This is a genomic window from Mycobacterium sp. pV006 (assembly GCF_041287115.1).
GTDB lineage: Bacteria > Actinomycetota > Actinomycetes > Mycobacteriales > Mycobacteriaceae > Mycobacterium.
In genome coordinates this window covers 103,549-123,769 of record NZ_JBGGKT010000012.1, presented here as the reverse complement: position 1 = coordinate 123,769, position 20,221 = coordinate 103,549, and the positions used below count along the sequence as shown (strand labels likewise).

General features: G+C 67.3%; 19 protein-coding genes and 1 pseudogene. 14 read left to right on the top strand and 6 right to left on the bottom strand.

Annotated features, from left to right (window positions below):
• Window positions 1-11: 11 nt before the first annotated feature.
• The 7 genes and pseudogenes from ACAG25_RS18690 (at window position 12) to ACAG25_RS18660 (ending at window position 3,325) form a co-directional block, all read left to right on the top strand.
• Window positions 12-395: a phage holin family protein gene (locus ACAG25_RS18690; RefSeq protein ID WP_370489965.1), complete on the top strand. Its 384-nt coding sequence runs from the start codon at window positions 12-14 to the stop codon at window positions 393-395.
• A 5-nt stretch (window positions 396-400) separates the two neighbouring features.
• Window positions 401-643, top strand: a pseudogene (locus tag ACAG25_RS18685) (DNA-formamidopyrimidine glycosylase family protein); the annotation flags it as partial.
• A 147-nt stretch (window positions 644-790) separates the two neighbouring features.
• A complete protein-coding gene (locus tag ACAG25_RS18680; protein ID WP_370489998.1) occupies window positions 791-1,264 on the top strand; it encodes a zinc finger domain-containing protein in 474 nt (157 codons plus the stop codon).
• Window positions 1,265-1,285: 21 nt separating this feature from the next.
• Window positions 1,286-2,035 (top strand): SDR family oxidoreductase, encoded by a 750-nt coding sequence (locus ACAG25_RS18675; protein ID WP_370489964.1) that lies wholly within the window; start codon window positions 1,286-1,288, stop codon window positions 2,033-2,035.
• A 53-nt stretch (window positions 2,036-2,088) separates the two neighbouring features.
• On the top strand, window positions 2,089-2,361 hold the full coding sequence (locus ACAG25_RS18670; RefSeq protein ID WP_370489963.1) for a helix-turn-helix transcriptional regulator: 273 nt from the start codon (window positions 2,089-2,091) through the stop codon (window positions 2,359-2,361).
• An 11-nt stretch (window positions 2,362-2,372) separates the two neighbouring features.
• Window positions 2,373-2,903: a hypothetical protein gene (locus ACAG25_RS18665; protein ID WP_370489962.1), complete on the top strand. Its 531-nt coding sequence runs from the start codon at window positions 2,373-2,375 to the stop codon at window positions 2,901-2,903.
• Between the two features lie 56 nt (window positions 2,904-2,959).
• A complete protein-coding gene (locus ACAG25_RS18660) occupies window positions 2,960-3,325 on the top strand; it encodes a hypothetical protein (protein ID WP_370489961.1) in 366 nt (121 codons plus the stop codon).
• 1 nt (window position 3,326) lies between these two features.
• Here ACAG25_RS18660 and pgi read toward each other — a convergent pair whose 3' ends face one another.
• Entirely contained in the window at window positions 3,327-4,976 is a 1,650-nt protein-coding gene (gene pgi, locus ACAG25_RS18655; RefSeq protein WP_370489960.1) for a glucose-6-phosphate isomerase, read from the bottom strand.
• A 48-nt stretch (window positions 4,977-5,024) separates the two neighbouring features.
• Between pgi and ACAG25_RS18650 the strand changes: the two genes are divergently transcribed.
• Together ACAG25_RS18650 and ACAG25_RS18645 are read left to right on the top strand one after the other, a co-directional pair.
• Window positions 5,025-6,473, top strand: coding sequence for an NAD-dependent succinate-semialdehyde dehydrogenase (locus ACAG25_RS18650; protein ID WP_370489997.1), 1,449 nt, complete (start codon window positions 5,025-5,027; stop codon window positions 6,471-6,473).
• A gap of 214 nt (window positions 6,474-6,687) precedes the next feature.
• Window positions 6,688-8,709, top strand: coding sequence for an acyltransferase family protein (locus ACAG25_RS18645; RefSeq protein ID WP_370489959.1), 2,022 nt, complete (start codon window positions 6,688-6,690; stop codon window positions 8,707-8,709).
• Here the strand turns inward: ACAG25_RS18645 and ACAG25_RS18640 are convergent, their stop codons facing one another.
• Window positions 8,710-9,033, bottom strand: a complete 324-nt coding sequence (locus ACAG25_RS18640) for a chorismate mutase (protein WP_370489958.1) — start codon at window positions 9,031-9,033, stop codon at window positions 8,710-8,712.
• A 183-nt stretch (window positions 9,034-9,216) separates the two neighbouring features.
• On the opposite strand from ACAG25_RS18640, the gene pcrA reads away from it, so the two are divergent.
• A complete protein-coding gene (pcrA, locus tag ACAG25_RS18635) occupies window positions 9,217-11,529 on the top strand; it encodes a DNA helicase PcrA (RefSeq protein WP_370489957.1) in 2,313 nt (770 codons plus the stop codon).
• A gap of 33 nt (window positions 11,530-11,562) precedes the next feature.
• Entirely contained in the window at window positions 11,563-11,973 is a 411-nt protein-coding gene (locus ACAG25_RS18630; RefSeq protein ID WP_370489956.1) for a RidA family protein, read from the top strand.
• On the opposite strand, the gene ACAG25_RS18625 is transcribed toward ACAG25_RS18630, so the two are convergent.
• Together ACAG25_RS18625 and ACAG25_RS18620 are read right to left on the bottom strand one after the other, a co-directional pair.
• Window positions 11,970-12,599, bottom strand: a complete 630-nt coding sequence (locus ACAG25_RS18625) for a hypothetical protein (protein ID WP_370489955.1) — start codon at window positions 12,597-12,599, stop codon at window positions 11,970-11,972. The genes ACAG25_RS18630 and ACAG25_RS18625 overlap by 4 nt on opposite strands.
• Window positions 12,600-13,640, bottom strand: coding sequence for a M23 family metallopeptidase (locus ACAG25_RS18620; protein ID WP_370489954.1), 1,041 nt, complete (start codon window positions 13,638-13,640; stop codon window positions 12,600-12,602).
• A gap of 253 nt (window positions 13,641-13,893) precedes the next feature.
• Between ACAG25_RS18620 and sucC the strand changes: the two genes are divergently transcribed.
• Together sucC and sucD are read left to right on the top strand one after the other, a co-directional pair.
• Window positions 13,894-15,057: an ADP-forming succinate--CoA ligase subunit beta gene (gene sucC / locus ACAG25_RS18615; RefSeq protein WP_370489953.1), complete on the top strand. Its 1,164-nt coding sequence runs from the start codon at window positions 13,894-13,896 to the stop codon at window positions 15,055-15,057.
• Between the two features lie 13 nt (window positions 15,058-15,070).
• Window positions 15,071-15,973, top strand: coding sequence for a succinate--CoA ligase subunit alpha (gene sucD, locus ACAG25_RS18610; protein WP_370489952.1), 903 nt, complete (start codon window positions 15,071-15,073; stop codon window positions 15,971-15,973).
• A 101-nt stretch (window positions 15,974-16,074) separates the two neighbouring features.
• Here the strand turns inward: sucD and ACAG25_RS18605 are convergent, their stop codons facing one another.
• Together ACAG25_RS18605 and ACAG25_RS18600 are read right to left on the bottom strand one after the other, a co-directional pair.
• Complete coding sequence (locus ACAG25_RS18605; protein ID WP_370489951.1) at window positions 16,075-17,928, bottom strand: alpha/beta fold hydrolase; 1,854 nt, start codon at window positions 17,926-17,928, stop codon at window positions 16,075-16,077.
• An 11-nt stretch (window positions 17,929-17,939) separates the two neighbouring features.
• Entirely contained in the window at window positions 17,940-18,557 is a 618-nt protein-coding gene (locus ACAG25_RS18600) for a TetR/AcrR family transcriptional regulator (protein WP_370489950.1), read from the bottom strand.
• A 130-nt stretch (window positions 18,558-18,687) separates the two neighbouring features.
• Here ACAG25_RS18600 and ACAG25_RS18595 point away from each other — a divergent pair, with 130 nt between their 5' ends.
• Window positions 18,688-20,217: an acetyl-CoA acetyltransferase gene (locus tag ACAG25_RS18595; RefSeq protein WP_370489949.1), complete on the top strand. Its 1,530-nt coding sequence runs from the start codon at window positions 18,688-18,690 to the stop codon at window positions 20,215-20,217.
• Window positions 20,218-20,221: the final 4 nt, after the last annotated feature.

Sequence of the window (20,221 nt, the reverse complement as noted above, 5' to 3'; positions counted from 1 at the left end):
ATTATGTTCTGATGACACCGTTTCTGCTGCGTGCTGCACTGACCGGACTCGCGCTGTGGGTGGTGACGCTGCTCGTGCCGGGTATAAGCTTCGTCGGCGGCGACAGCGCCGCCACCCGGGTCGGCGTCATCTTCGTCGTCGCGGTGGTCTTCGGTCTGGTCAACGCATTCATCAAACCCGTCGTGCAGGTCCTGTCGATCCCGCTCTACATCCTCACGCTCGGACTGTTCCACGTCGTCGTCAACGCGCTGATGCTGTGGCTGACCGCGTGGATCACCGAACACACCACCCGTTGGGGCCTGGCGATCGACGACTTCTGGTGGACCGCGATCTGGGCGGCCATCGTGTTGTCGATCGTGAGCTGGGCGCTGTCGCTGATCATCAGGGCACACTGAGTGGTATGCCGGAGCTGCCCGAGGTCGAAGCGCTCGCCGATCATCTGCGCCGTCATGCGGTCGGTCTGACCGTCGGTCGCGTCGACGTCGCCGCCCTGTCGGTGCTCAAGACGTTCGACCCGCCGACCACGGCGCTGCACGGAACGCAGGTCACCGGCGCCGAGCGGTGGGGCAAGTACCTGGGCCTGCGCGCCGGCGAAAGGTATCTGATCACCCACTTGTCGCGGGCGGGATGGCTGCGGTGGTCGGAGAAACTCGCGGCCGCACCACTTCGGCCGGGCAAGGGCCCGATCGCGCTGCGCGTGCACCTGGGTACGCCCGGCGAAGGACCGGGTTTCGATCTGACCGAGGCCGGCACGCAGAAGCGACTGGCGGTCTGGCTGGTCGATGATCCGATGAGCGTGCCGCAGATCGCCGCGCTCGGGCCCGACGCGTTGTCCCTGACACCGGACGCGTTGGCCGAGGTGCTGGTGACACAGACGGGCCGGATCAAGACCGTCATCACCGACCAGAAGACGATCGCCGGTATCGGCAACGCCTACAGCGACGAGATCCTGCACGTGGCGAAGCTGTCGCCGTTCGCGACGGCCAACAAGCTCTCCGACGCCCAACTCGCCGATCTGCACAACGCGATGATTTCGGTGCTCACCGACGCGGTCACGCGCCTGGTCGGACAGCAGGCCGCGACGCTGAAGGGGGAGAAGCGCTCGGGTCTGCGGGTGCACGCCCGCACCGGTCTGCCGTGCCCGGTGTGCGGGGACACCGTGCGAGAGGTGTCGTTCGCCGACAAGTCGTTCCAGTACTGCCCGACGTGTCAGACCGGTGGCAAGGTACTCGCCGACCGCCGCATGTCCCGCCTGCTCAAGTAGCGCCGCGGCTATCCTGCCGCCATGACTCGGCAGAAGATCTTGATCACCGGCGCGAGCTCCGGGCTGGGTGCGGGCATGGCCCGCGCGTTTGCGGCGAAGGGCCGCGATCTGGCGTTGTGTGCGCGGCGCACCGACCGGCTCGAGGAGCTCAAGGCCGAGCTGACGGGGCGCTATCCGGGCATCAAGGTCGCCGTCGCCGCGCTCGACGTCAACGACCATGACGAGGTGCCGAAGGTGTTCGGCGCGCTGCGCGACGAGCTCGGTGGCATCGACCGCGTCGTCGTCAACGCCGGCATCGGCAAAGGCTACCCGCTCGGCGGCGGCAAGTCGTGGGCCAACAAAGCCACCATCGAGACGAACCTGATCGCCGCACTCGTGCAGATCGAGACCGCGGTGGAGATGTTCACGGCCGCCGGTGGGGGACACCTGGTGCTCATCTCCTCGGTGCTGGGCAACGTCGGCCTGCCCGGCCACAAGGCGGCGTACTGCGCGAGCAAAGCCGGACTGAGCTCGCTGGGGCAGTCCCTGCGCGCCGAACACGCGTCGGGGCCGATCAAGGTCACGGTGATCGAACCCGGCTACATCGAGTCCGAGATGACCGCCAAGTCGAACACGACGATGCTGATGGTGGACAACGAGACCGGGGTGCGGGCGCTCGTCGCGGCCATCGAGAAGGAGAAGGGCCGAGCTGTCGTACCGGGATGGCCGTGGTGGCCGCTGGTGGAGTTGCTGAAGGTTCTGCCGCCCCGGTTCACGCATCGTTTCGCCTGACGATTCAATTGGATTCCTTGACAGATCATTGGGTTTTCCCAACACTTGGTTAGGTGAGTCCTGTCAGGCGGGGAGAGAAGCGCCCCATCCACAACCGCATCGGGGTCCTGCGCGCCGAGCGCAAGATGTCCCGGGCGCAACTCGCGGAGCTCATCGACGTCAACCCGCAGACCGTCGGGGCACTGGAACGAGGCGACCACTACCCGAGCCTCGATCTGGCGTTTCGCATCTGCGACGTCTTCGAGTTGCCGGTGGAGGCCGTGTTCTCGCGCGAACCCTTCACCCCGTTGTCGGCCGAGCTCTACCGCAAGACCACCCGAAACTGAGGAGCCCGCTCATGCCGAACGCCACCAGCATCGTCGACCGCTACCAGCAGCGCCGTGCCGAGCGCTTCCTGAAATACGAACAGGCATACGCCAATTGGCTGCCGACGTGGCGGACCCAGCGGCGCCGCCGGATGCTGGTCGTCGGCCTCGCGCTGACGTTCGCGGTCATGGCCGGAGTCAGCATCGTGTGCGCCTTCGGCCTGCGCGAGTTGGCCTTGATCTGGGTACCCGCCACCGTCGTCTTCTTCGTGCTGTGGCTGATGTTGCAGATCGTCTCGGGGCGCCAGGGTGACGCTCCGTTGGTCACTCTCGACGAATTCGAACTGGCCCAACGCAACAACGCCCGATCCATCGGTCTGACGGTCACGCAGAACCTGATGCTGCTGCCCATCTTCTATCTGATCATCGGCTCGGTCCTCACCGACTTCGGCGACGGCAACATCGCCTACGCCGGTGGCCTGATGACCATCACCGTGTTGCTCATCGGCGGATGCCTGCCCGCGATGATCCTGGGGTGGACCCGGCCGGACCCCGACGCCTGAAGGCCCGCGCCGCGTCGCCGGTAGTGTGGTCAGCCGTAGCCGTAGAAAGGAATGCGATGCTCTCCCTGACCATCTGGACCGGAGGACTGCTCGTTGCGACCGGCGTGATCGCCTACATCGTCAGCGGCGCGGCCAGCATCACCGCTCTGATCCCGGCATTCGTCGGAGTGCTGCTGCTGATCGCCGCGTTGATCGGACGTCGTTCCGACCGGACGCGTCAGCACGCGATGCACGCCGCGCTGGCGATCGCACTCTTGGCTGCGCTCGGTGCGCTGCGCAACGTGTTCGGGCTCGGCGACGTCTTCGCCGGCACCGCCGAACGGCCCGCTGCCGTGATCACCAGCACCATCATGTTCGTGCTGTTGCTGGTGTACCTGGCCTTGGGTGTGCGTTCGTTCATCCAGGCACGCGCCGCGCGCTGAGTCAGGCGCTGCGTCCGCGCTGCGCTCGGTACTTACGCACCAGGGCATCCGTCGACGAATCCGACTGCTGCGCAGGGGCTTCGGCGTCGGTGAGGACGGGCAGCAGCGCTTTCGCCTGCGTCTTGCCGAGCTCGACCCCCCACTGGTCGAACGAGTCGATGCCCCAGATGACACCTTCGACGAACACCTGGTGTTCGTAGAGCGCGATCAACTGACCCACCGTCGACGGCGTCAACTTGGTCGCCAGGATCGAGGTGCTGGGCCGGTTGCCGGGCATCACCTTGTGCGGTACGACGTCGGCCGAAGTCCCCTCGGCGGCAATCTCTTCGGCCGTCTTGCCGAACGCCAGCACCTGCGTCTGCGCGAAGAAATTGCTCATCAGCAGGTCGTGCATGCTGCCGGTGCCGTCGGCGGTGGCCAGGTCGTCGGTGGGTTCGCTGAACCCGATGAAGTCCGCGGGTACCAGCCGGGTGCCCTGGTGCAGCAGCTGGTAGAACGCATGCTGGCCGTTGGTGCCCGGCTCACCCCAGAAGATCTCGCCGGTGTCGGAGGTGACCGGCGAGCCGTCGGCGCGCACCGACTTGCCGTTGGATTCCATCGTCAGCTGCTGCAGGTACGCCGCGAAGCGTGCCAGGTCGTTCGAATACGGCAGCACCGCACGGGTTTCGGCGCCGAAGAAGTTGTTGTACCAGAGCCCGATCATCCCCAGCAGGACCGGAGCGTTGGCCTCCAGCGGCGCAGTCCGGAAATGGTCGTCGACCAGTCGGAAGCCCTCGAGGAACTCGGCGAAACGTTCCCGGCCGATGGCGGCCATCACCGACAGCCCGATGGCCGAGTCCACCGAGTACCGGCCGCCCACCCAGTCCCAGAAGCCGAACATGTTCTCGGTGTCGATACCGAACTCGGCCACCAATTTGGCGTTGGTGGACACCGCGACGAAGTGCTTCGACACCGCGTCATCACCGAGTGCGTCGGTGAGCCAGTGACGGGCCGCGGTCGCGTTGGTCAGCGTCTCCAGGGTGGAGAACGTCTTGGACGCGATCACGAAAAGCGTTGTGGCGGGGTCGAGTCCGTCGAGGGTGGCGACCAGGTCGGCCGGATCGACGTTCGACACGAACCGGGCCGAGATGCCGGCGTCGGCGTAGTGCCGCAGCGCCTGGTACACCATCACCGGACCCAGGTCCGAGCCACCGATGCCGATGTTGACCACGGTGGTGATGCGTTGGCCCGTCGCACCCTGCCATTCACCGCTACGCAACCGGTCGGTGAAATCGCCCATCCGGTCGAGCACGTCATGCACGTCGGCGACCACGTCCTGGCCATCCACCGACAACGCCGCATCCCGCGGCAAGCGCAGCGCGGTGTGCAGCACCGCCCGGTCCTCGGAGGTGTTGATATGCGCCCCGGTGAACATCGCGTCGCGCTTGGCAGCCAGATCGGCGGCCCGCGCGAGATCCGTGAGGAGCCGCAACGTCTCCCGCGTGACGCGGTGCTTGCTGTAGTCGATGTAAAGGTCGCCGACCGTGACCGCCAACTCCGTGCCGCGGCTGGGATCTTCGTCGAACAGATCGCGCAGGTGCTTGGCGCGGATGTCGTCGTGGTGGCGGGACAGCGCCTGCCATTCGGGTGTGGCGGTGATGTCAGAGCCCATGTGCAGAACACTAGTGCGATCGCGTAGGGGAAGGTGTATGACGTGGATATGGACACCGCGACGTTATTGAAGTCAGTTCCCACCGGCCTGTGGATCGGCGGTGAGGAGCGCGAAGGCAAGTCGACGTTCAACGTGCTCGACCCCAGCGACGACGAAGTGTTGACCGCCGTCGCCGATGCCACCGCCGAGGACGCCGCCGCCGCACTCGACGCGGCCTGCGCGGTGCAGGCCGAGTGGGCGGCGACGCCGGCGCGCAAGCGTGGGGAGATCCTGCGGTCGGTCTTCGAGGCGATCACCGATCGCGCCGAGGACATTGCGACGTTGATGACGCTGGAGATGGGCAAGGTGCTCGCGGAGAGCAAGGGTGAGGTGACTTACGGCGCGGAGTTCTTCCGCTGGTTCGCCGAAGAGGCGGTCCGCATCGAGGGGCGTTACACCCACAGCCCGGGCGGGACCGGCCGCATCTTGGTGACCAAGCAGCCCGTCGGCCCCTGTTACGCGATCACGCCGTGGAACTTCCCGCTGGCGATGGGCACCCGCAAGATGGGGCCCGCGTTCGCCGCCGGCTGCACGATGATCGTCAAACCCGCCCAAGAGACTCCGCTGACGATGCTGCTGCTGGCCAAGCTGATGGACGAGGCCGGGCTGCCCAAGGGTGTGCTGTCGGTGCTGCCGACCAGTAGCCCCGGACCGGTCACCGAGACGCTGGTCAACGACGGCCGGCTGCGCAAGCTCACGTTCACCGGCTCCACCGGCGTGGGTAAGGCGCTGGTCAAGCAGTCGGCCGACAAGCTGCTGCGGACGTCGATGGAGCTCGGCGGCAACGCGCCGTTCATCGTGTTCGACGACGCCGACGTCGACGCCGCCGTGGACGGTGCCGTGCTGGCCAAGATGCGCAACGGCGGCGAGGCCTGCACCGCGGCCAACCGGTTCCACGTCGCCAACGCGGTCCGCGAGGAGTTCACCGACAAGCTCGTCAAGCGGCTGAGCGACTTCACGCTCGGCAAGGGCCTCGACGAATCCTCGAAGCTCGGCCCGCTCATCAACGCCAAACAGGTCTCCACCGTCACCGAGCTGGTCTCCGACGCCGTCTCCCGCGGAGCGACCGTCGCCATCGGCGGCGTCGCACCGGCCGGACCCGGCAACTTCTACCCGGCCACCGTGCTGACCGACGTGCCCGCCGACGCCCGCATCCTCAAAGAAGAGGTCTTCGGACCCGTCGCGCCGATCACCGGCTTCGACACCGAAGACGAAGGCATCGCCGCGGCCAACGACACCGAGTACGGGTTGGCGGCCTACGTCTACACGCAGTCGCTGGACCGTGCGCTGCGCGTCGCCGAAGCACTGGAATCCGGGATCGTCGGCATCAACCGCGGCGTCATCTCGGATGCGGCCGCACCGTTCGGCGGCATCAAGGAATCCGGCTTCGGGCGCGAGGGCGGCACCGAGGGCATCGAGGAGTACCTGGAAACCAAGTACATCGCGCTGACGAACTAGTCGGCCCGCCGACGTGACGAACTAGTCGGCCCGCCGACGTGACGAACTAGTCCGGGTTCTCCCCGCGAGCAGTCCTGCAAAACCCCCACTATGTGCGCACATAGGGGGTATTGCAGGACTGCTCGCGCGGAATACCGCAGCGCGCCTCCCCGAATCGACTCTGCTGCGCCCATAGACTTCCTTGCTCGTAGTCGGAGAAGGAGGGCCCCGGGACGTGACAGCCGTGAGTGCGGCGCCGATCCGTGTGGGGCCGCGCCAGTATGTCGGTCCCGGCCAGGCCATTCCGGCGCTCGACGGGGTGCGGGCGCTGGCGGTCGGCCTGGTCCTGCTCGCCCATGGCGGAGTGGCCGGATTCTCCGGCGGCTTCCTCGGCGTCGACGTGTTCTTCGTGCTCAGCGGCTTCCTGATCACGTCGCTGCTGATCGACGAGATCGGCCGCACGGGGCGAATCGGGTTGAAGGGCTTCTGGATCCGACGCGCTCGCCGCCTGCTGCCCGCCTTGCTGGTCATGGTCCTGACCGTGGTGATGGTGCGCGACCTGTTCGCGACGGAGTCGACGGCCGGTCTGCGCACGGAGGCGGTCGCCGCGTTCTTCTGGGTGTCGAACTGGGTCTTCGTCGCCGACCGGACCGACTACTTCTCCCAGGGCGCTCCGCCGTCGCCGCTGCAGCACACCTGGTCGCTCGGTGTGGAAGAGCAGTACTACGTGCTGTGGCCGCTGCTGCTGGCTGCCGTGGTGGCCGGGCTGGCCGCACTGGCCTACCGCCGCGGGGTGCCGCTGTCGGCACGCGCGGTGCGAATCGCGGTGCTGGTGATCGCCACGGTCGGCTGCCTTGCGTCGGCGGCGGCCACGATGTGGTTCACCACCGAGGAGACCCTCAGCCGCGTCTACTTCGGCACCGACACCCGCGCGCAGGCACTGCTCATCGGTGCCGCCGCGGCGGCCCTGCTGGTGCGGGACTGGCGAGGCTTGACCGCAGGCCTGGAGATCCTGCGTAGCCGCTGGGCCCGCTGGGCGGCCCGGCTGCTGCCGGTTGTCGGGCTGATGATCCTGGTGACCGCGGCGCGCTTCGCCACCGGTAGCGCCGAGGAGTTCCGCAGCGGGCTGCTGCTCGTCGTCGCCGTCGGAGCAGTGCTGGTGATCGGCCCCGTGGCCATCGCCCAGGACGGCCCGGTCGCGAAGGTGCTCTCCCTGCCGCCACTGGTCGGCCTCGGTGCGATCTCCTACGGCGTCTATCTGTGGCACTGGCCGATCTTCCTGGTGCTCAACGGCGAACGCACCGCCAGCGAAGGGTGGCAACTGTTCGCGCTGCGCTGCGCAGCGACCATCGCCGTCGCCGCGGTCTCGTGGTGGCTGATCGAACAGCCGATCCGTGAATGGCGGCCCCGACTGGTGCCGATGCTGCCGCTGGCCGCCGCGACGGCTGCGACCGCGGCTGTCGTCACGCTGACGGTCATGCCGCCCGGAACGGCGCCGCACCGGACGCCGGATCCGCTGATCGACTCCGCCGCGCTGGTCGCCCCCGAAGTGCCGGTGGCGGTGACCAGGCCGGCCCGGGCGCGAGCCGCCGGCGATCTGCAGGTGGCGGTGTTCGGCGATTCGATCGCGTGGACGCTGATGCGCTATCTGCCCGAGACCCCCGGGATGGAGTTCGCCGACTACACCACGATCGGCTGCGGCATCGCCCGCGGCGGACCCTACGAATACGTCGGCCAGGAACTCAACCAGAAGCCCGAGTGCGACGCGTGGCCCAGCCGGTGGGCCCAACGCATCAGCCACGCCCAACCCGACGTCGTGCTTCTGGTGGTCGGCCGCTGGGAGGTCGTCGACCGGATGAACGAAGGCCGCTGGACCCACATCGGCGAGCCCGGCTACGACGCGTATCTGCGCGCCGAGCTGCGTCGCGCGCTGGACATCCTCGGGTCCACGGGCGCCCGCATCGTCGCGACCACCGAACCGTACAACCGGCGCGCCGAGAAGCCCGACGGCAGTCTGTACCCCGAGGACCAGCCCAAGCGGGTGGAGCGGTGGAATGAGTTGCTGCGCAGCGTGGTCGCCGAGCATCCGAACGCGTCGGTCCTCGACCTCAACCGCAAGCTCAGCCCGAACGGCTACTACCAGACCCGGGTCGACGGCATCCGGCTGCGCAGCGACGGCGTCCACCCGACACCGGAGGCAGTGGAGTGGCTGACGCCGTGGCTGATGGACGCGCTCAAGCCGCCCGCGGCGGGGTGATCAGTAACCGAGGCGGCCGCGGCCCAGCCGCAGCAGCAGCATCGCGAGGTCCTTGCCCTCGGGACCCAGCTCGCTGTACCGCTCGATGACCTTCATCTCCCGGCTGTGCACCAGACGGGTGCCGCCGGAGGCCATCCGGGCTTTACCGATCATCTGCGACACCTCGGTGCGGCGTTTGACCGCCGCGAGGATCTCGGCGTCGAGGCGGTCGATCTCTTTGCGCAACTCGTCGATATCGGGCACCTGCGTGGTCTCCGTCGTCATCTCGTGGTCCTCGGGATTCTCGTCGTGAAGGCCGGGTCTGATCGGAGATTCGGGCCTCACAAGAGACGAGCCCCGGATCGCCGGAGCGGACCGCGGGGCGCAAGGGAAGCAGCTACACCACGGGTACCGCTGGCCGGTACCCGCCGATAAATCGCTGCTGCGCACGAAGCACGCGTCGAGTGTGCCACTACCCGCCGTGCCAGCGCAAAGAGTGTCACCGGGCAGCGGTAGGTTGGTAACGATATGACTTCGCTCTACCCGGCCACCGGCACCGACGAGTTGCTCGAAGGTCTGAATCCGCAGCAGCGCCAAGCCGTCCTGCATGAAGGCTCACCGCTGCTGATCGTCGCCGGCGCCGGCTCCGGCAAGACCGCGGTGCTGACCCGCCGCATCGCCTACCTGCTGGCGGCGCGTGACGTCGGTGTGGGCCAGGTGCTGGCCATCACGTTCACCAACAAGGCCGCCGCCGAGATGCGTGAACGGGTCGCCGCGCTGGTCGGACCGCGCGCCCGGAACATGTGGGTGTCGACGTTCCATTCCACGTGCGTGCGGATCCTGCGCAACCAGGCCTCGCTGCTGCCCGGGTTGAACTCCAACTTCTCGATCTACGACGCCGACGACTCCCGCCGCCTGCTGCTGATGATCGGCAAGGACATGGGGCTCGACACCAAGAAGCACTCCCCGCGCCTGCTGGCCAACGGCATCTCCAACCTGAAGAACGAGCTCATCGGTCCCGAGCAGGCGGCGGCGGAAGCCTCCGAGGCTGCCGACGACCTCGCGCGGATCATCGCCGAGGTCTACGGCGAATACCAGCGCCGGTTGCGTGCGGCCAACGCGCTGGACTTCGACGACCTGATCGGCGAGACCGTCGCGGTGTTGCAGGCGTTCCCGCAGATCGCGCAGTACTACCGCCGCCGGTTCCGGCACATCCTCGTCGACGAGTACCAGGACACCAACCACGCCCAGTACGTCCTGGTGCGCGAACTCGTGGGGACGGAGGACGTCGACGCGGTGCCCCCCGCCGAGCTGTGTGTGGTCGGTGACGCCGACCAGTCCATCTACGCGTTCCGCGGCGCCACGATCCGCAACATCGAGGACTTCGAACGCGACTTCCCCAACGCCACAACGATTCTGCTCGAGCAGAACTACCGGTCCACCCAGACCATCCTCAACGCCGCCAACGCGGTGATCGCCCGCAACACCGGCCGGCGCGAGAAGCGGCTGTGGACCGACGCCGGCGAAGGTGAGCTGATCGTCGGCTACGTCGCGGAGAACGAGCACGACGAAGCCCGGTTCATCGCCCAGGAGATCGACGCTCTCGCCGACGCCGGTGACGGCTTCAGCTACAACGACGTCGCGGTGTTCTACCGCACAAACAACTCCTCCCGCGCCATCGAAGAGGTGTTCATCCGCGCCGGGATCCCGTACAAGGTCGTCGGCGGGGTGCGCTTCTACGAGCGCAGGGAGATTCGCGACATCGTCGCCTACCTGCGGGTGCTCGACAACCCCGGCGACTCGGTGAGCATGCGGCGCATCCTGAACACCCCGCGCCGCGGCATCGGTGACCGCGCCGAGGCGTGCGTGGCGGTCTATGCGGAGAACACCGGGCTCAACTTCAACGATGCCCTCCTCGCGGCTGCCGAGGGCAAGGTGCCGATGCTCAACACCCGCTCCGAGAAGGCGATCAAGGGCTTCGTCGACTTGCTCGACGAACTGCGCGGCGGCCTCGACGGAGATCTCGGTGAGCTCGTCGAGACGGTCCTCGCCCGCACCGGATACCGCGCCGAACTCGAGTCCAGCAACGACCCCCAGGATCTGGCCCGGCTCGACAACCTCAACGAATTGGTCTCGGTGGCACACGAATTCGCCACCGATCTGGCCAACGCGAGGGCGCTGGCCGAAGAGGAGCCGCAGGACGAGGACATCCCCGACACCGGCGTGCTCGCATCGTTCCTCGAGCGGGTGTCGCTGGTCGCCGACGCCGACGACATCCCCGAGCACGGTGCCGGCGTGGTCACGATGATGACGCTGCACACCGCAAAGGGCCTCGAGTTCCCGATCGTGTTCGTGACCGGCTGGGAAGACGGCATGTTCCCCCACATGCGCGCACTCGGCGACCCCGTCGAGCTGTCGGAGGAACGGCGGCTGGCCTATGTGGGCATCACCCGCGCCCGCCGGCGGCTGTACCTGAGCCGAGCGAAGGTGCGCTCGTCGTGGGGTCAGCCGATGCTCAACCCGGAGTCGCGGTTCCTGCGGGAGATCCCGCAGGAGCTTCTCGACTGGCGGCGCACCGAGGCGCCGCAGTCGCGCTTCTCCGCTCCGGTCGGCAACGCGGGACGCTACGGGACACCGCGCCCGGCGCCGACCCGGTCACCGGCCGGCAAGCGCCCGCTGCTGGTGCTCGAGCCCGGCGACCGCGTCACACACGACAAGTACGGCCTCGGCCGCGTCGAGGAGGTCTCCGGCGTCGGCGAGTCGGCGATGTCGCTGATCGACTTCGGCAGCGCCGGCCGAGTCAAGCTGATGCACAACCACGCGCCGCTGACAAAGCTGTAGCGGAGTCCGCGGCGGAGAGGTCAAGATCACCACATGCCTACTGCTGTCCGGCTCATTCGCTCGTCCACCCTGTCCGACGTCGCCGAGTACGCCTACGCCGCCACGGCCCCTGCCGACGCACGCCTGATTTTCCTGGCGGGTGCCTGCCCGCTCAACGAGGACGGGACCACCGCGGCGATCGGCGACTACGGCGGACAGGCTGCCAAGTGCATCGAGACGCTGACGCGGGCACTCGCCGATGCCGGCGCCACCCTGCAGGACGTGATCAGCACCCGGGTGCTCGTCGCCTCCACCGAGCAGCGGGACCTGGTCACAGCCTGGGAGGTGGTCCGCGATGCGTTCGGCGCACACGACGTCCCCAGCACGCTGCTCGGGGTGACGGTGCTCGGGTACGACGACCAACTGGTCGAGATCGAAGCGGTCGCCGCCGTCGTCGACACCTAGTTGCGGGCCCATCGGCCGGTCTGGGGGAGCGCTGCGAGCCCGACGGTCGCCACCGGCAGCAGCGGCAGCGCGTAGACCGCACCGGGCAGGTCGGCGCCCGCCACGAACAGTCCGGTGAACATCAGCAACGCCACCACGGCGCCGACGATCACCAGCAACCGACCCGTCCGTTGCCGGAGCAGCATCATGATCAGCCCGGTGATGTTTGCTGCCGACGAGATCGCGGTGAGAAAACCCATCGCCACGCAGAACAACGGGTCGGTGCCCCACCACCCGGTGATCAGGTCGGTCGCGATCACCGCCGTCGCCCAACCGGACAGGATGCTGACCACCGTGGTGGTGATCGCCGCCCACGGATGCGCCGGCGACGGGGGCTCGACGGTTACGGGTGGGACGAGAGTGGTGGCCGGCTCGTCGGTCCGATGCTCCTCGCGCGAGCGCTCGTCGGTCCGATGCTCCTCGCGCGAGCGCTCGTCGGCGGCTGGGACGGGAATCTCTCCCGTCGGATGACGACGGATGATGCCGGTGGCGGGTTCGGGCTCGGGACTCAGCGGGGCGCGCCGCAGGATGCGGGTTTGCGCGTCGGGTTCGCCGGGGTCGGCGGACGGGTGATCGTCGCGGGCCACTCAGCCAAAGTAGCTGCCGGGGGCCAACCCCCGCTTGGACAGCCAGCCGATCGGGTCGACCCGGGTGCCGCCGAGGTGCACCTCGAAGTGCAGGTGCGGGCCCGTCGAGTTGCCGGTGTTGCCCATCTTGGCGATCTGGTCGCCGGCCATCACACGGTCGCCCACGTTGACCAGGATCGAGCTGTTGTGCCCGTAGAGAGTGACGGTGCCGTCGGAATGACGCAGCTTCACCAGGTTGCCGTAGCCGCCCTCGGCGCCCGCAGCGATGACGACGCCGTCGGCGGCGGCGACGATCGGCGTGCCAATCGCATTGGCGATGTCGATGCCGGCGTGCAGCACACCCCAGCGGTAACCGAAGCCCGACGTCCACATGCCGCGGGTCGGCATGGCGTACTGCGGCCGGACCAGACGCGCCTCGCGCTCGGCACGCTCCTGGGCGAACGCGGCGGCCTTGGTGATCTCCTCCGCGTGCACCGACGAGGAGGCGGCCGGAGCGACGGTGACGATCTGCATGCCGTCCGTCGACCCGGAAGCGGCTCCGGCGACCGTCAGCGTTGCCTCGGAGGCCAGCACGGTGTCGGCCGGGGCCTTCTGCGCACTGTTGGTGACCGTGTACGCGCCGGCGGCGGTCGCGCCGACGGCCATGGCCGCAACCATCAGGCGGCCCTTGACCGGCACTTCCTGTTTGCGGTGTGCGCCGCGCCGTCCGCGCATGTCGATGACGTCCGTCTTGGCGAAACCGTCACTGAGGTCGGTGTGGCTGTCGCGGTAGGCGCGGCTCGACGAGCGTGCCGACGAGGCCTGGAACTCCGCGGGTACGGCCAGTTGGAGCGGGGTGAGGTCGTCGGTGTCGGTCAGGTCGTCGAGTTCGGGTGCGTGCATCACCTGCGCTTCGCGGTCGAACGCCGCGTGGGGGAGCACATCGAGGTCCGAGACTTCGTCGATCGGACCGAACTCGTTGAACGGAATGATGTCGGTGATCTCGCCCGGACCAGGCGTCGCGACGGCTTCGAAGGGCCGAGGCGAGCGATGCTGAGGCAACCTGAAAAGTCCTTGTCGTCGTGATCAGACCGTTACTTAGACCAGTGGACGTTAACCAAATTCCAATCCGAGCGGCAACCCGAACGCTGGATCACCTCACGAATGTGACTTGAATCACCACCGCGAGTGCGGTGAGATCGACCACATGAGCGGTGGGCGGTAACAAGCGTCTCCGCCCATGTCGTTACAGTTCCTCACGAGCCCGTCGGGCCGCAAGTTTCCACCCGCAGACAGACAGAATGTTTCGGAGTCCATGGACCTCTTCGAGTATCAGGCGAAAGAACTGTTCGCCAAGCACAACGTACCCACGACGCCCGGACGGGTGACCGACACCGCCGAGGACGCCAAGGCGATCGCCGAGGAGATCGGCAAGCCGGTCATGGTCAAGGCGCAGGTCAAGGTTGGTGGCCGCGGCAAGGCCGGTGGTGTGAAGTACGCCGCCACCCCCGACGACGCGTTCACCCACGCGCAGAACATCCTCGGCCTCGACATCAAGGGCCACGTCGTCAAGAAGCTGTTGGTGGCCGAGGCCAGCGACATCGCCGAGGAGTACTACATCTCCTTCCTGCTCGATCGCGCCAACCGCACCTACCTGGCCATGTGCTCGGTCGAAGGCGGCATGGAGATCGAAGAGGTCGCCGCCACCAAGCCCGACCGGCTGGCCAAGGTGCCCGTCGACGCGACCAAGGGTGTCGACGAGGCCTTCGCCCGGGAGATCGCCGAGAAGGGCCACCTGCCCGCCGAGGTCCTCGACGCGGCCGCGGTCACCATCGCCAAGCTGTGGGACGTCTTCGTCGCCGAGGACGCCACGCTGGTCGAGGTGAACCCGTTGGTGCGCACTCCCGACGATCAGATCCTGGCGCTGGACGGCAAGGTCACCCTGGACGCCAACGCCGACTTCCGTCAGGAAGGCCACGCCGAGTTCGAGGACAAGGACGCCACCGATCCGCTCGAGCTCAAGGCCAAGGAGAACGACCTCAACTACGTCAAGCTCGACGGCCAGGTCGGCATCATCGGCAACGGCGCCGGACTGGTCATGTCCACGCTGGACGTGGTCGCCTACGCCGGTGAGAAGCACGGCGGCGTCAAACCCGCCAACTTCCTCGACATCGGTGGTGGTGCCTCGGCCGAGGTGATGGCCGCGGGCCTGGACGTCATCCTCAACGACGATCAGGTCAAGAGCGTGTTCGTCAACGTCTTCGGTGGAATCACGGCGTGCGACGCGGTGGCCAACGGCATCGTCAACGCGCTGAAGATCCTGGGTGACGAGGCCAACAAGCCGCTGGTCGTGCGTCTCGACGGCAACAACGTCGACGAAGGCCGCCGGATCCTCGCCGAGGCCAACCACCCGCTGGTCATTCAGGCCGACACCATGGACTCCGGTGCCGACAAGGCCGCTGAGCTGGCGAACAAGTAAGGGACTGAAGCCAATGTCGATATTTCTGAACAAGGACAGCAAGGTCATCGTCCAGGGCATCACCGGTGGCGAGGGCACCAAGCACACCAAGCTGATGCTCAAGGCCGGCACCCAGATCGTGGGCGGCGTGAACGCGCGCAAGGCCGGCACCAAGGTCGAACACCAGGACAAGGACGGCAACGACGTCGAGATCCCGGTGTTCGGTTCGGTCGCCGAGGCGATGAAGGAGACCGGCGCCGACGTCTCGATCGCGTTCGTGCCGCCGAAGTTCGCCAAGGACGCGATCATCGAGGCCATCGACGCCGAGATCCCGCTGCTGGTCGTGATCACCGAGGGCATCCCGGTGCAAGACACCGCGTATGCGTGGGCCTATAACGTCGCCAAGGGCGAGAAGACCCGCATCATCGGCCCCAACTGCCCGGGCATCATCACCCCCGGTGAGTCGCTGGTCGGCATCACGCCGAACAACATCACCGGCAAGGGCCCGATCGGTCTGGTGTCGAAGTCGGGCACGCTGACCTACCAGATGATGTACGAGCTGCGCGACCTCGGCTTCTCGACCGCGATCGGCATCGGCGGCGACCCGGTCATCGGCACCACCCACATCGACGCCATCGAGGCGTTCGAGAAGGATCCCGAGACCAAGGTCATCGTGATGATCGGTGAGATCGGCGGCGACGCCGAGGAGCGTGCGGCCGACTACATCAAGGCCAACGTGAGCAAGCCCGTCGTCGGCTACGTCGCGGGCTTCACCGCGCCGGAGGGCAAGACCATGGGCCACGCCGGCGCCATCGTGTCGGGTTCGTCGGGCACCGCGGCGGCCAAGCAGGAAGCCCTCGAGGCGGCCGGCGTCAAGGTCGGTAAGACTCCGTCGGAGACCGCGCGGCTGGCTCGCGAGATCTTCGAGTCGCTGTAACTTTTCTTCCGCGAGCAGTCCGCGAAAACCCCCGAGATCTTCGGATTTCGGGGGTTTTTGCGTCTGCTCGCGGGACTGAGGTGCCCCCAGATCGGTAGGAACTAGAGGTGCTCGGCCAGGAAGCGCTCGACCGCCTGATACATGTCGATCTGGTTGTCCGGGTTCAGGAATCCGTGCCCCTCGTCCTGCTTGACCATGTACTCGACCTCGACGCCGCGGGCCCGCAGCGCCTCGACCATGTTGTCCGACTCGGCCTGCACCACTCGAGAATCGTTGGCGCCCTGTATGACAAGCAGCGGGGTGATGATCTTGTCGACCCGGGTGATCGGTGAACGGGCCAGCATGTCGGCTTCCTGTTCCGGGTCCGAGGGGTCGCCGACGTAACGGTGCCAGTTGTTGGCGAGGAACGGCCGCGCCACATTCGGCAGGGTGCGCATGAAGTTCGCCAGGTTCGAGATGCCGACGTAGTCGATGGCCGCGGCGAAGACGTCCGGAGTGAACGTGACGCCGACGAGTGCCGCATAACCCCCGTAGGATCCGCCGAAGATGGCGACCCGCTTCGGGTCGGCGTAACCGTGCTGCACCGCCCAGTTCACCGCGTCGACGAGATCGTCGTGCATCTTGCCCGCGAACTCCCCGATGGCGGCCTTGGTGTGGGCCTTGCCGAACCCGGTCGAGCCGCGAAAGTTGACCTGCAGCACCGCGTATCCGCGGTTGGCGAGCAGCTGCACCTCGGGCTGGTAATACCAGCAGTCGCGTGCCCACGGGCCGCCGTGTACCAGCAGCACCATGGGCAGGCCGACCGGCTCGACACCGAGGGGCAGCGTCAGGTACGACGGCAACTCCAGGCCGTCGCGCGCCGGGATGATCACCGGTGTCATCGGTGCCAGCACGTCGGGATCGAGGTGGGGATGCGGCCGGAACAACACCCGGCTCTCGCCGGTCGCATGATCGTAGAAGTAGGTGACGCCGGGATCGCGGTCGTGGGTGAAGCTGACCACCCACCGGCGGCCGCTGCTGTCGGAGGACAGCGAGCCGATGTCGCCGTCGGAGAGCCGGCCCAGGTTCTCCAGTACCGCTGCGAAATCCGGGTCGAGCGGCCGGATCACCTGCCGATCGCGGTAGTAGCGGGCACCGATCAACTCGCCGGTCCGGTCGCTGACGATCATCGGCGGCGGGAGCATCACCTGTGTGGCGAGGTCGAACTCGGGGTGGCTGTCGACCTCGGTCTCCTCGCCGGTGGCGACGTCGACGCGGACCAGTCGGGTCCGGTCACTGCCCTTGTTGGAGCCGAGCCACAGGCCGGTGCCGTCGGGACTGATCACGATCGGATAGATCCCCAGCGGGTAGTCGATGCCGTCGTAGGTCACGATGGTGCGTAACGATCCTGCACCGGCGTCCCATCGGGCGAGTTCGATATCGCCGTCGGCGGTCATCGTCGAGGTGAACAGGTCACCTGCCGCGCTGGCCTGCCAGTTGATGACGGTGCCGGGGTTCTGCACCAGCAAGGTCAGCTCGCCGGTGGCGATGTCGAGTTCGTAGGCGTCCTGCAGTAGCGGGTCGCGGTGGTTACTCTGGATCAGAGCCTTGCCGGGACGGCTTCTGAGCAGTTCGAAACTGGTTCTGGCACCCGGGAATGGCGTCAGATCCACGGCTGAGGCGACCGTACTTTCGGGGTCGACGCGGTAGACGTGCCAGTTCTCGTCGCCGCCGCTGTCTTGCATGTACAGCAGCCACTTCGAGTCTTCGGTCCACTCGTAGATGTAGACGCTGCGGCCCTCTTCGGCGGTGACGCATCGGGTCTGGGAACCGTCGAGGTCCTCCACCCACACATTGAGTCGGTTCTTCCACGGTGCCAGGTAGGCAATCCTGGTGCCGTCCGGTGAGATCTTCGCGGCCGCCCGAACGGGCGGGCGAAAGAAGTCTTCGACCGAGATACGTTGAGGTAGAGCCATTGTGGAGCCTTTCACGTGGTGATGGGACCGCCGAGGCGGCCGTTGGTGGCTTCTCTGATGGCCCGGTCGATGAGCGCCAGCGCCTCCTGCGCGGTGACGGCCTTCTCTTCGACGATCACCGCCCGGCTGACGTCTTCGTCGACGACCCGGAATGCGGCGGTGACGGCCGCCGCGCAGAGGCGGACGGTCAGATCGGAGTCGTGGAGGCGCAGTCGCCGGGCGATGACCGGGATGAAACCGCGCTCCATCTGGTCGTGCACCATCAGGTAGGCGGTGCGCAACGCCGGTTCCGAGGCCGACATCGCGGCGATACGCATGGCGCTGATCTCGTCGGCGACCTCCTGGGGCGTCAACGGATACTCAGCGCTGTCGGCGGCCAGATGCTCGGCCAGGGACAGCTCCGGTGGCCAGCGCTGCAACATCTTGATGAAGCGGTCCACCGTCTTGGCGAGCAGGGGTTCGACGCAACTCTCCTTGGTCCGGAAGTGACGCCAGATGGTGCGCTTCGAAAGCCCTGCAGCCGCAGCGATGTCGTCGCCGGTGGTCTTCGCGACGCCGCGCTCCCAGAACAAGTCCGCGGCGAGACGGGAGACGGTCAGTCTGGTCAGAGCGTTCTTCTCGTCGATCACGACCACCCCCTGTCACTTAGTGACACCAACACTGTCACTAAGTGACATGTCCGTCAAGCGGTCGACCCCGCGCATCGGCCCGCCCGTCCTTTCAATTAGCCTGCCGAAATAAACCTGCAGGAGGTTCGTCATGGTCGATCCGCGCACACCGGTCGTCGTCGGAGTCGGTCAGTTCACCGAGCGGCTCGGCGATGACGGCTACCGCGGCATGTCGGCTGTGGACCTCGCCACCGAGGCCACCCGCGCGGCGCTGGCCGACACCGGTGCCGACGTCGACGCGGTGGCACGCGCCTTCGACGTGTTCGCCGGGCTGCGGCAGTTCGAGATCTGCACGCCGTTCGAGGACCCGCCGCTGGGTGCCTCCGACAACTATCTGCGGTCGGTGGCGGCCCGGATCGGTGCGGACCCGGCTCGCGCCGTCCTCGAGCCGATCGGCGGCAACGGTCCGCAGAAGTTGGTGACGGAGTTCGCCGGGGTGATCGCGTCCGGCGACGCCGAGGTGGTGCTCGTCGTCGGTTCCGAGCCCGGGTCGACGACGAAGTACTTCTCCAAGAGAGACGACAAGCCTGACTTCACCGAGCGTGTCGGCGGTCAGCTCGAGGACCGCGGTTACGGGTTCGAGCAGTACATGAGCGACTACACCGTCGCCCACGGGCTGACCGGCGCGCCCGTGCAATACGGTCTGCTCGACAACGCGCGCCGCGCCGCCCTGGGTCTCGGAGTGGACGAGTACCGCCGCGCGATGGCCGAGCTGTTCGCACCGTTCTCGGCGGTCGCGGCGAAGAACCCCTACTCGTCGTCGCCGGTCGAGCGGTCGGTGCAGGAGATCGTCACCGTCACCGACGAGAATCGGATGATCTGCGATCCCTACCCTCGGCTGCTCGTCGCGCGTGACACGGTCAACCAGGGTGCCGCGGCGATCGTCATGTCGGTGGCCGCCGCGCGTCGCCTCGGGGTGCCCGAGGAGAAGTGGGTCTATCTGCGCGGCCACGCCGACCAGACCGAACAGGACCTGCTCGACCGCGAGCAGCTCGGCACCAGCGTGTCGGCGAAACAGGCTGTCGCAGAAGCTCTCCGCGTGGCCGGCATCGGGATCGCCGACGTGTCCACGTTCGACCTGTACAGCTGTTTCCCGTTCCCGGTGTTCGCCGTGTGCGACGAATTCGGTTTGGGCGCAGACGATCCCCGTGGTCTGACGCTCACCGGCGGTCTGCCGTACTTCGGCGGGCCGGGCAACAGTTACTCGCTGCACGCGATCGCCGAGACGGTCGCCGCGATGCGCGCAAACCCCGGTGCGTTCGGTCTGGTCGGCGCCAACGGCGGTGTGATGAGCAAGTATTCGGCCGGGGTGTACTCGACCGCGCCGGCCGACTGGAGCGCCGACCGCAGCAAGGAATTGCAGGCCGACATCGCCGCGCTGCCCAAGGTGCCGGTGACGCGGTACCCCGACGGGCCGGGCGTCATCGAAACCTATTCGGTGCGTTACGACTGGCCCGTCCGCACCGGCATCATCATCGGTCGGCTCGACGCCGACGGGTCGCGGTTCATGGCGACCACCGACGACACCGAGTTGGTGGCGCTGATGAGCGACGGTGACCCGCTGGGTGCAAAGGTCACCGTCAAGCCCGCGGGTCAGGTCAACCGCGCGACGCTGCGATAGGCCG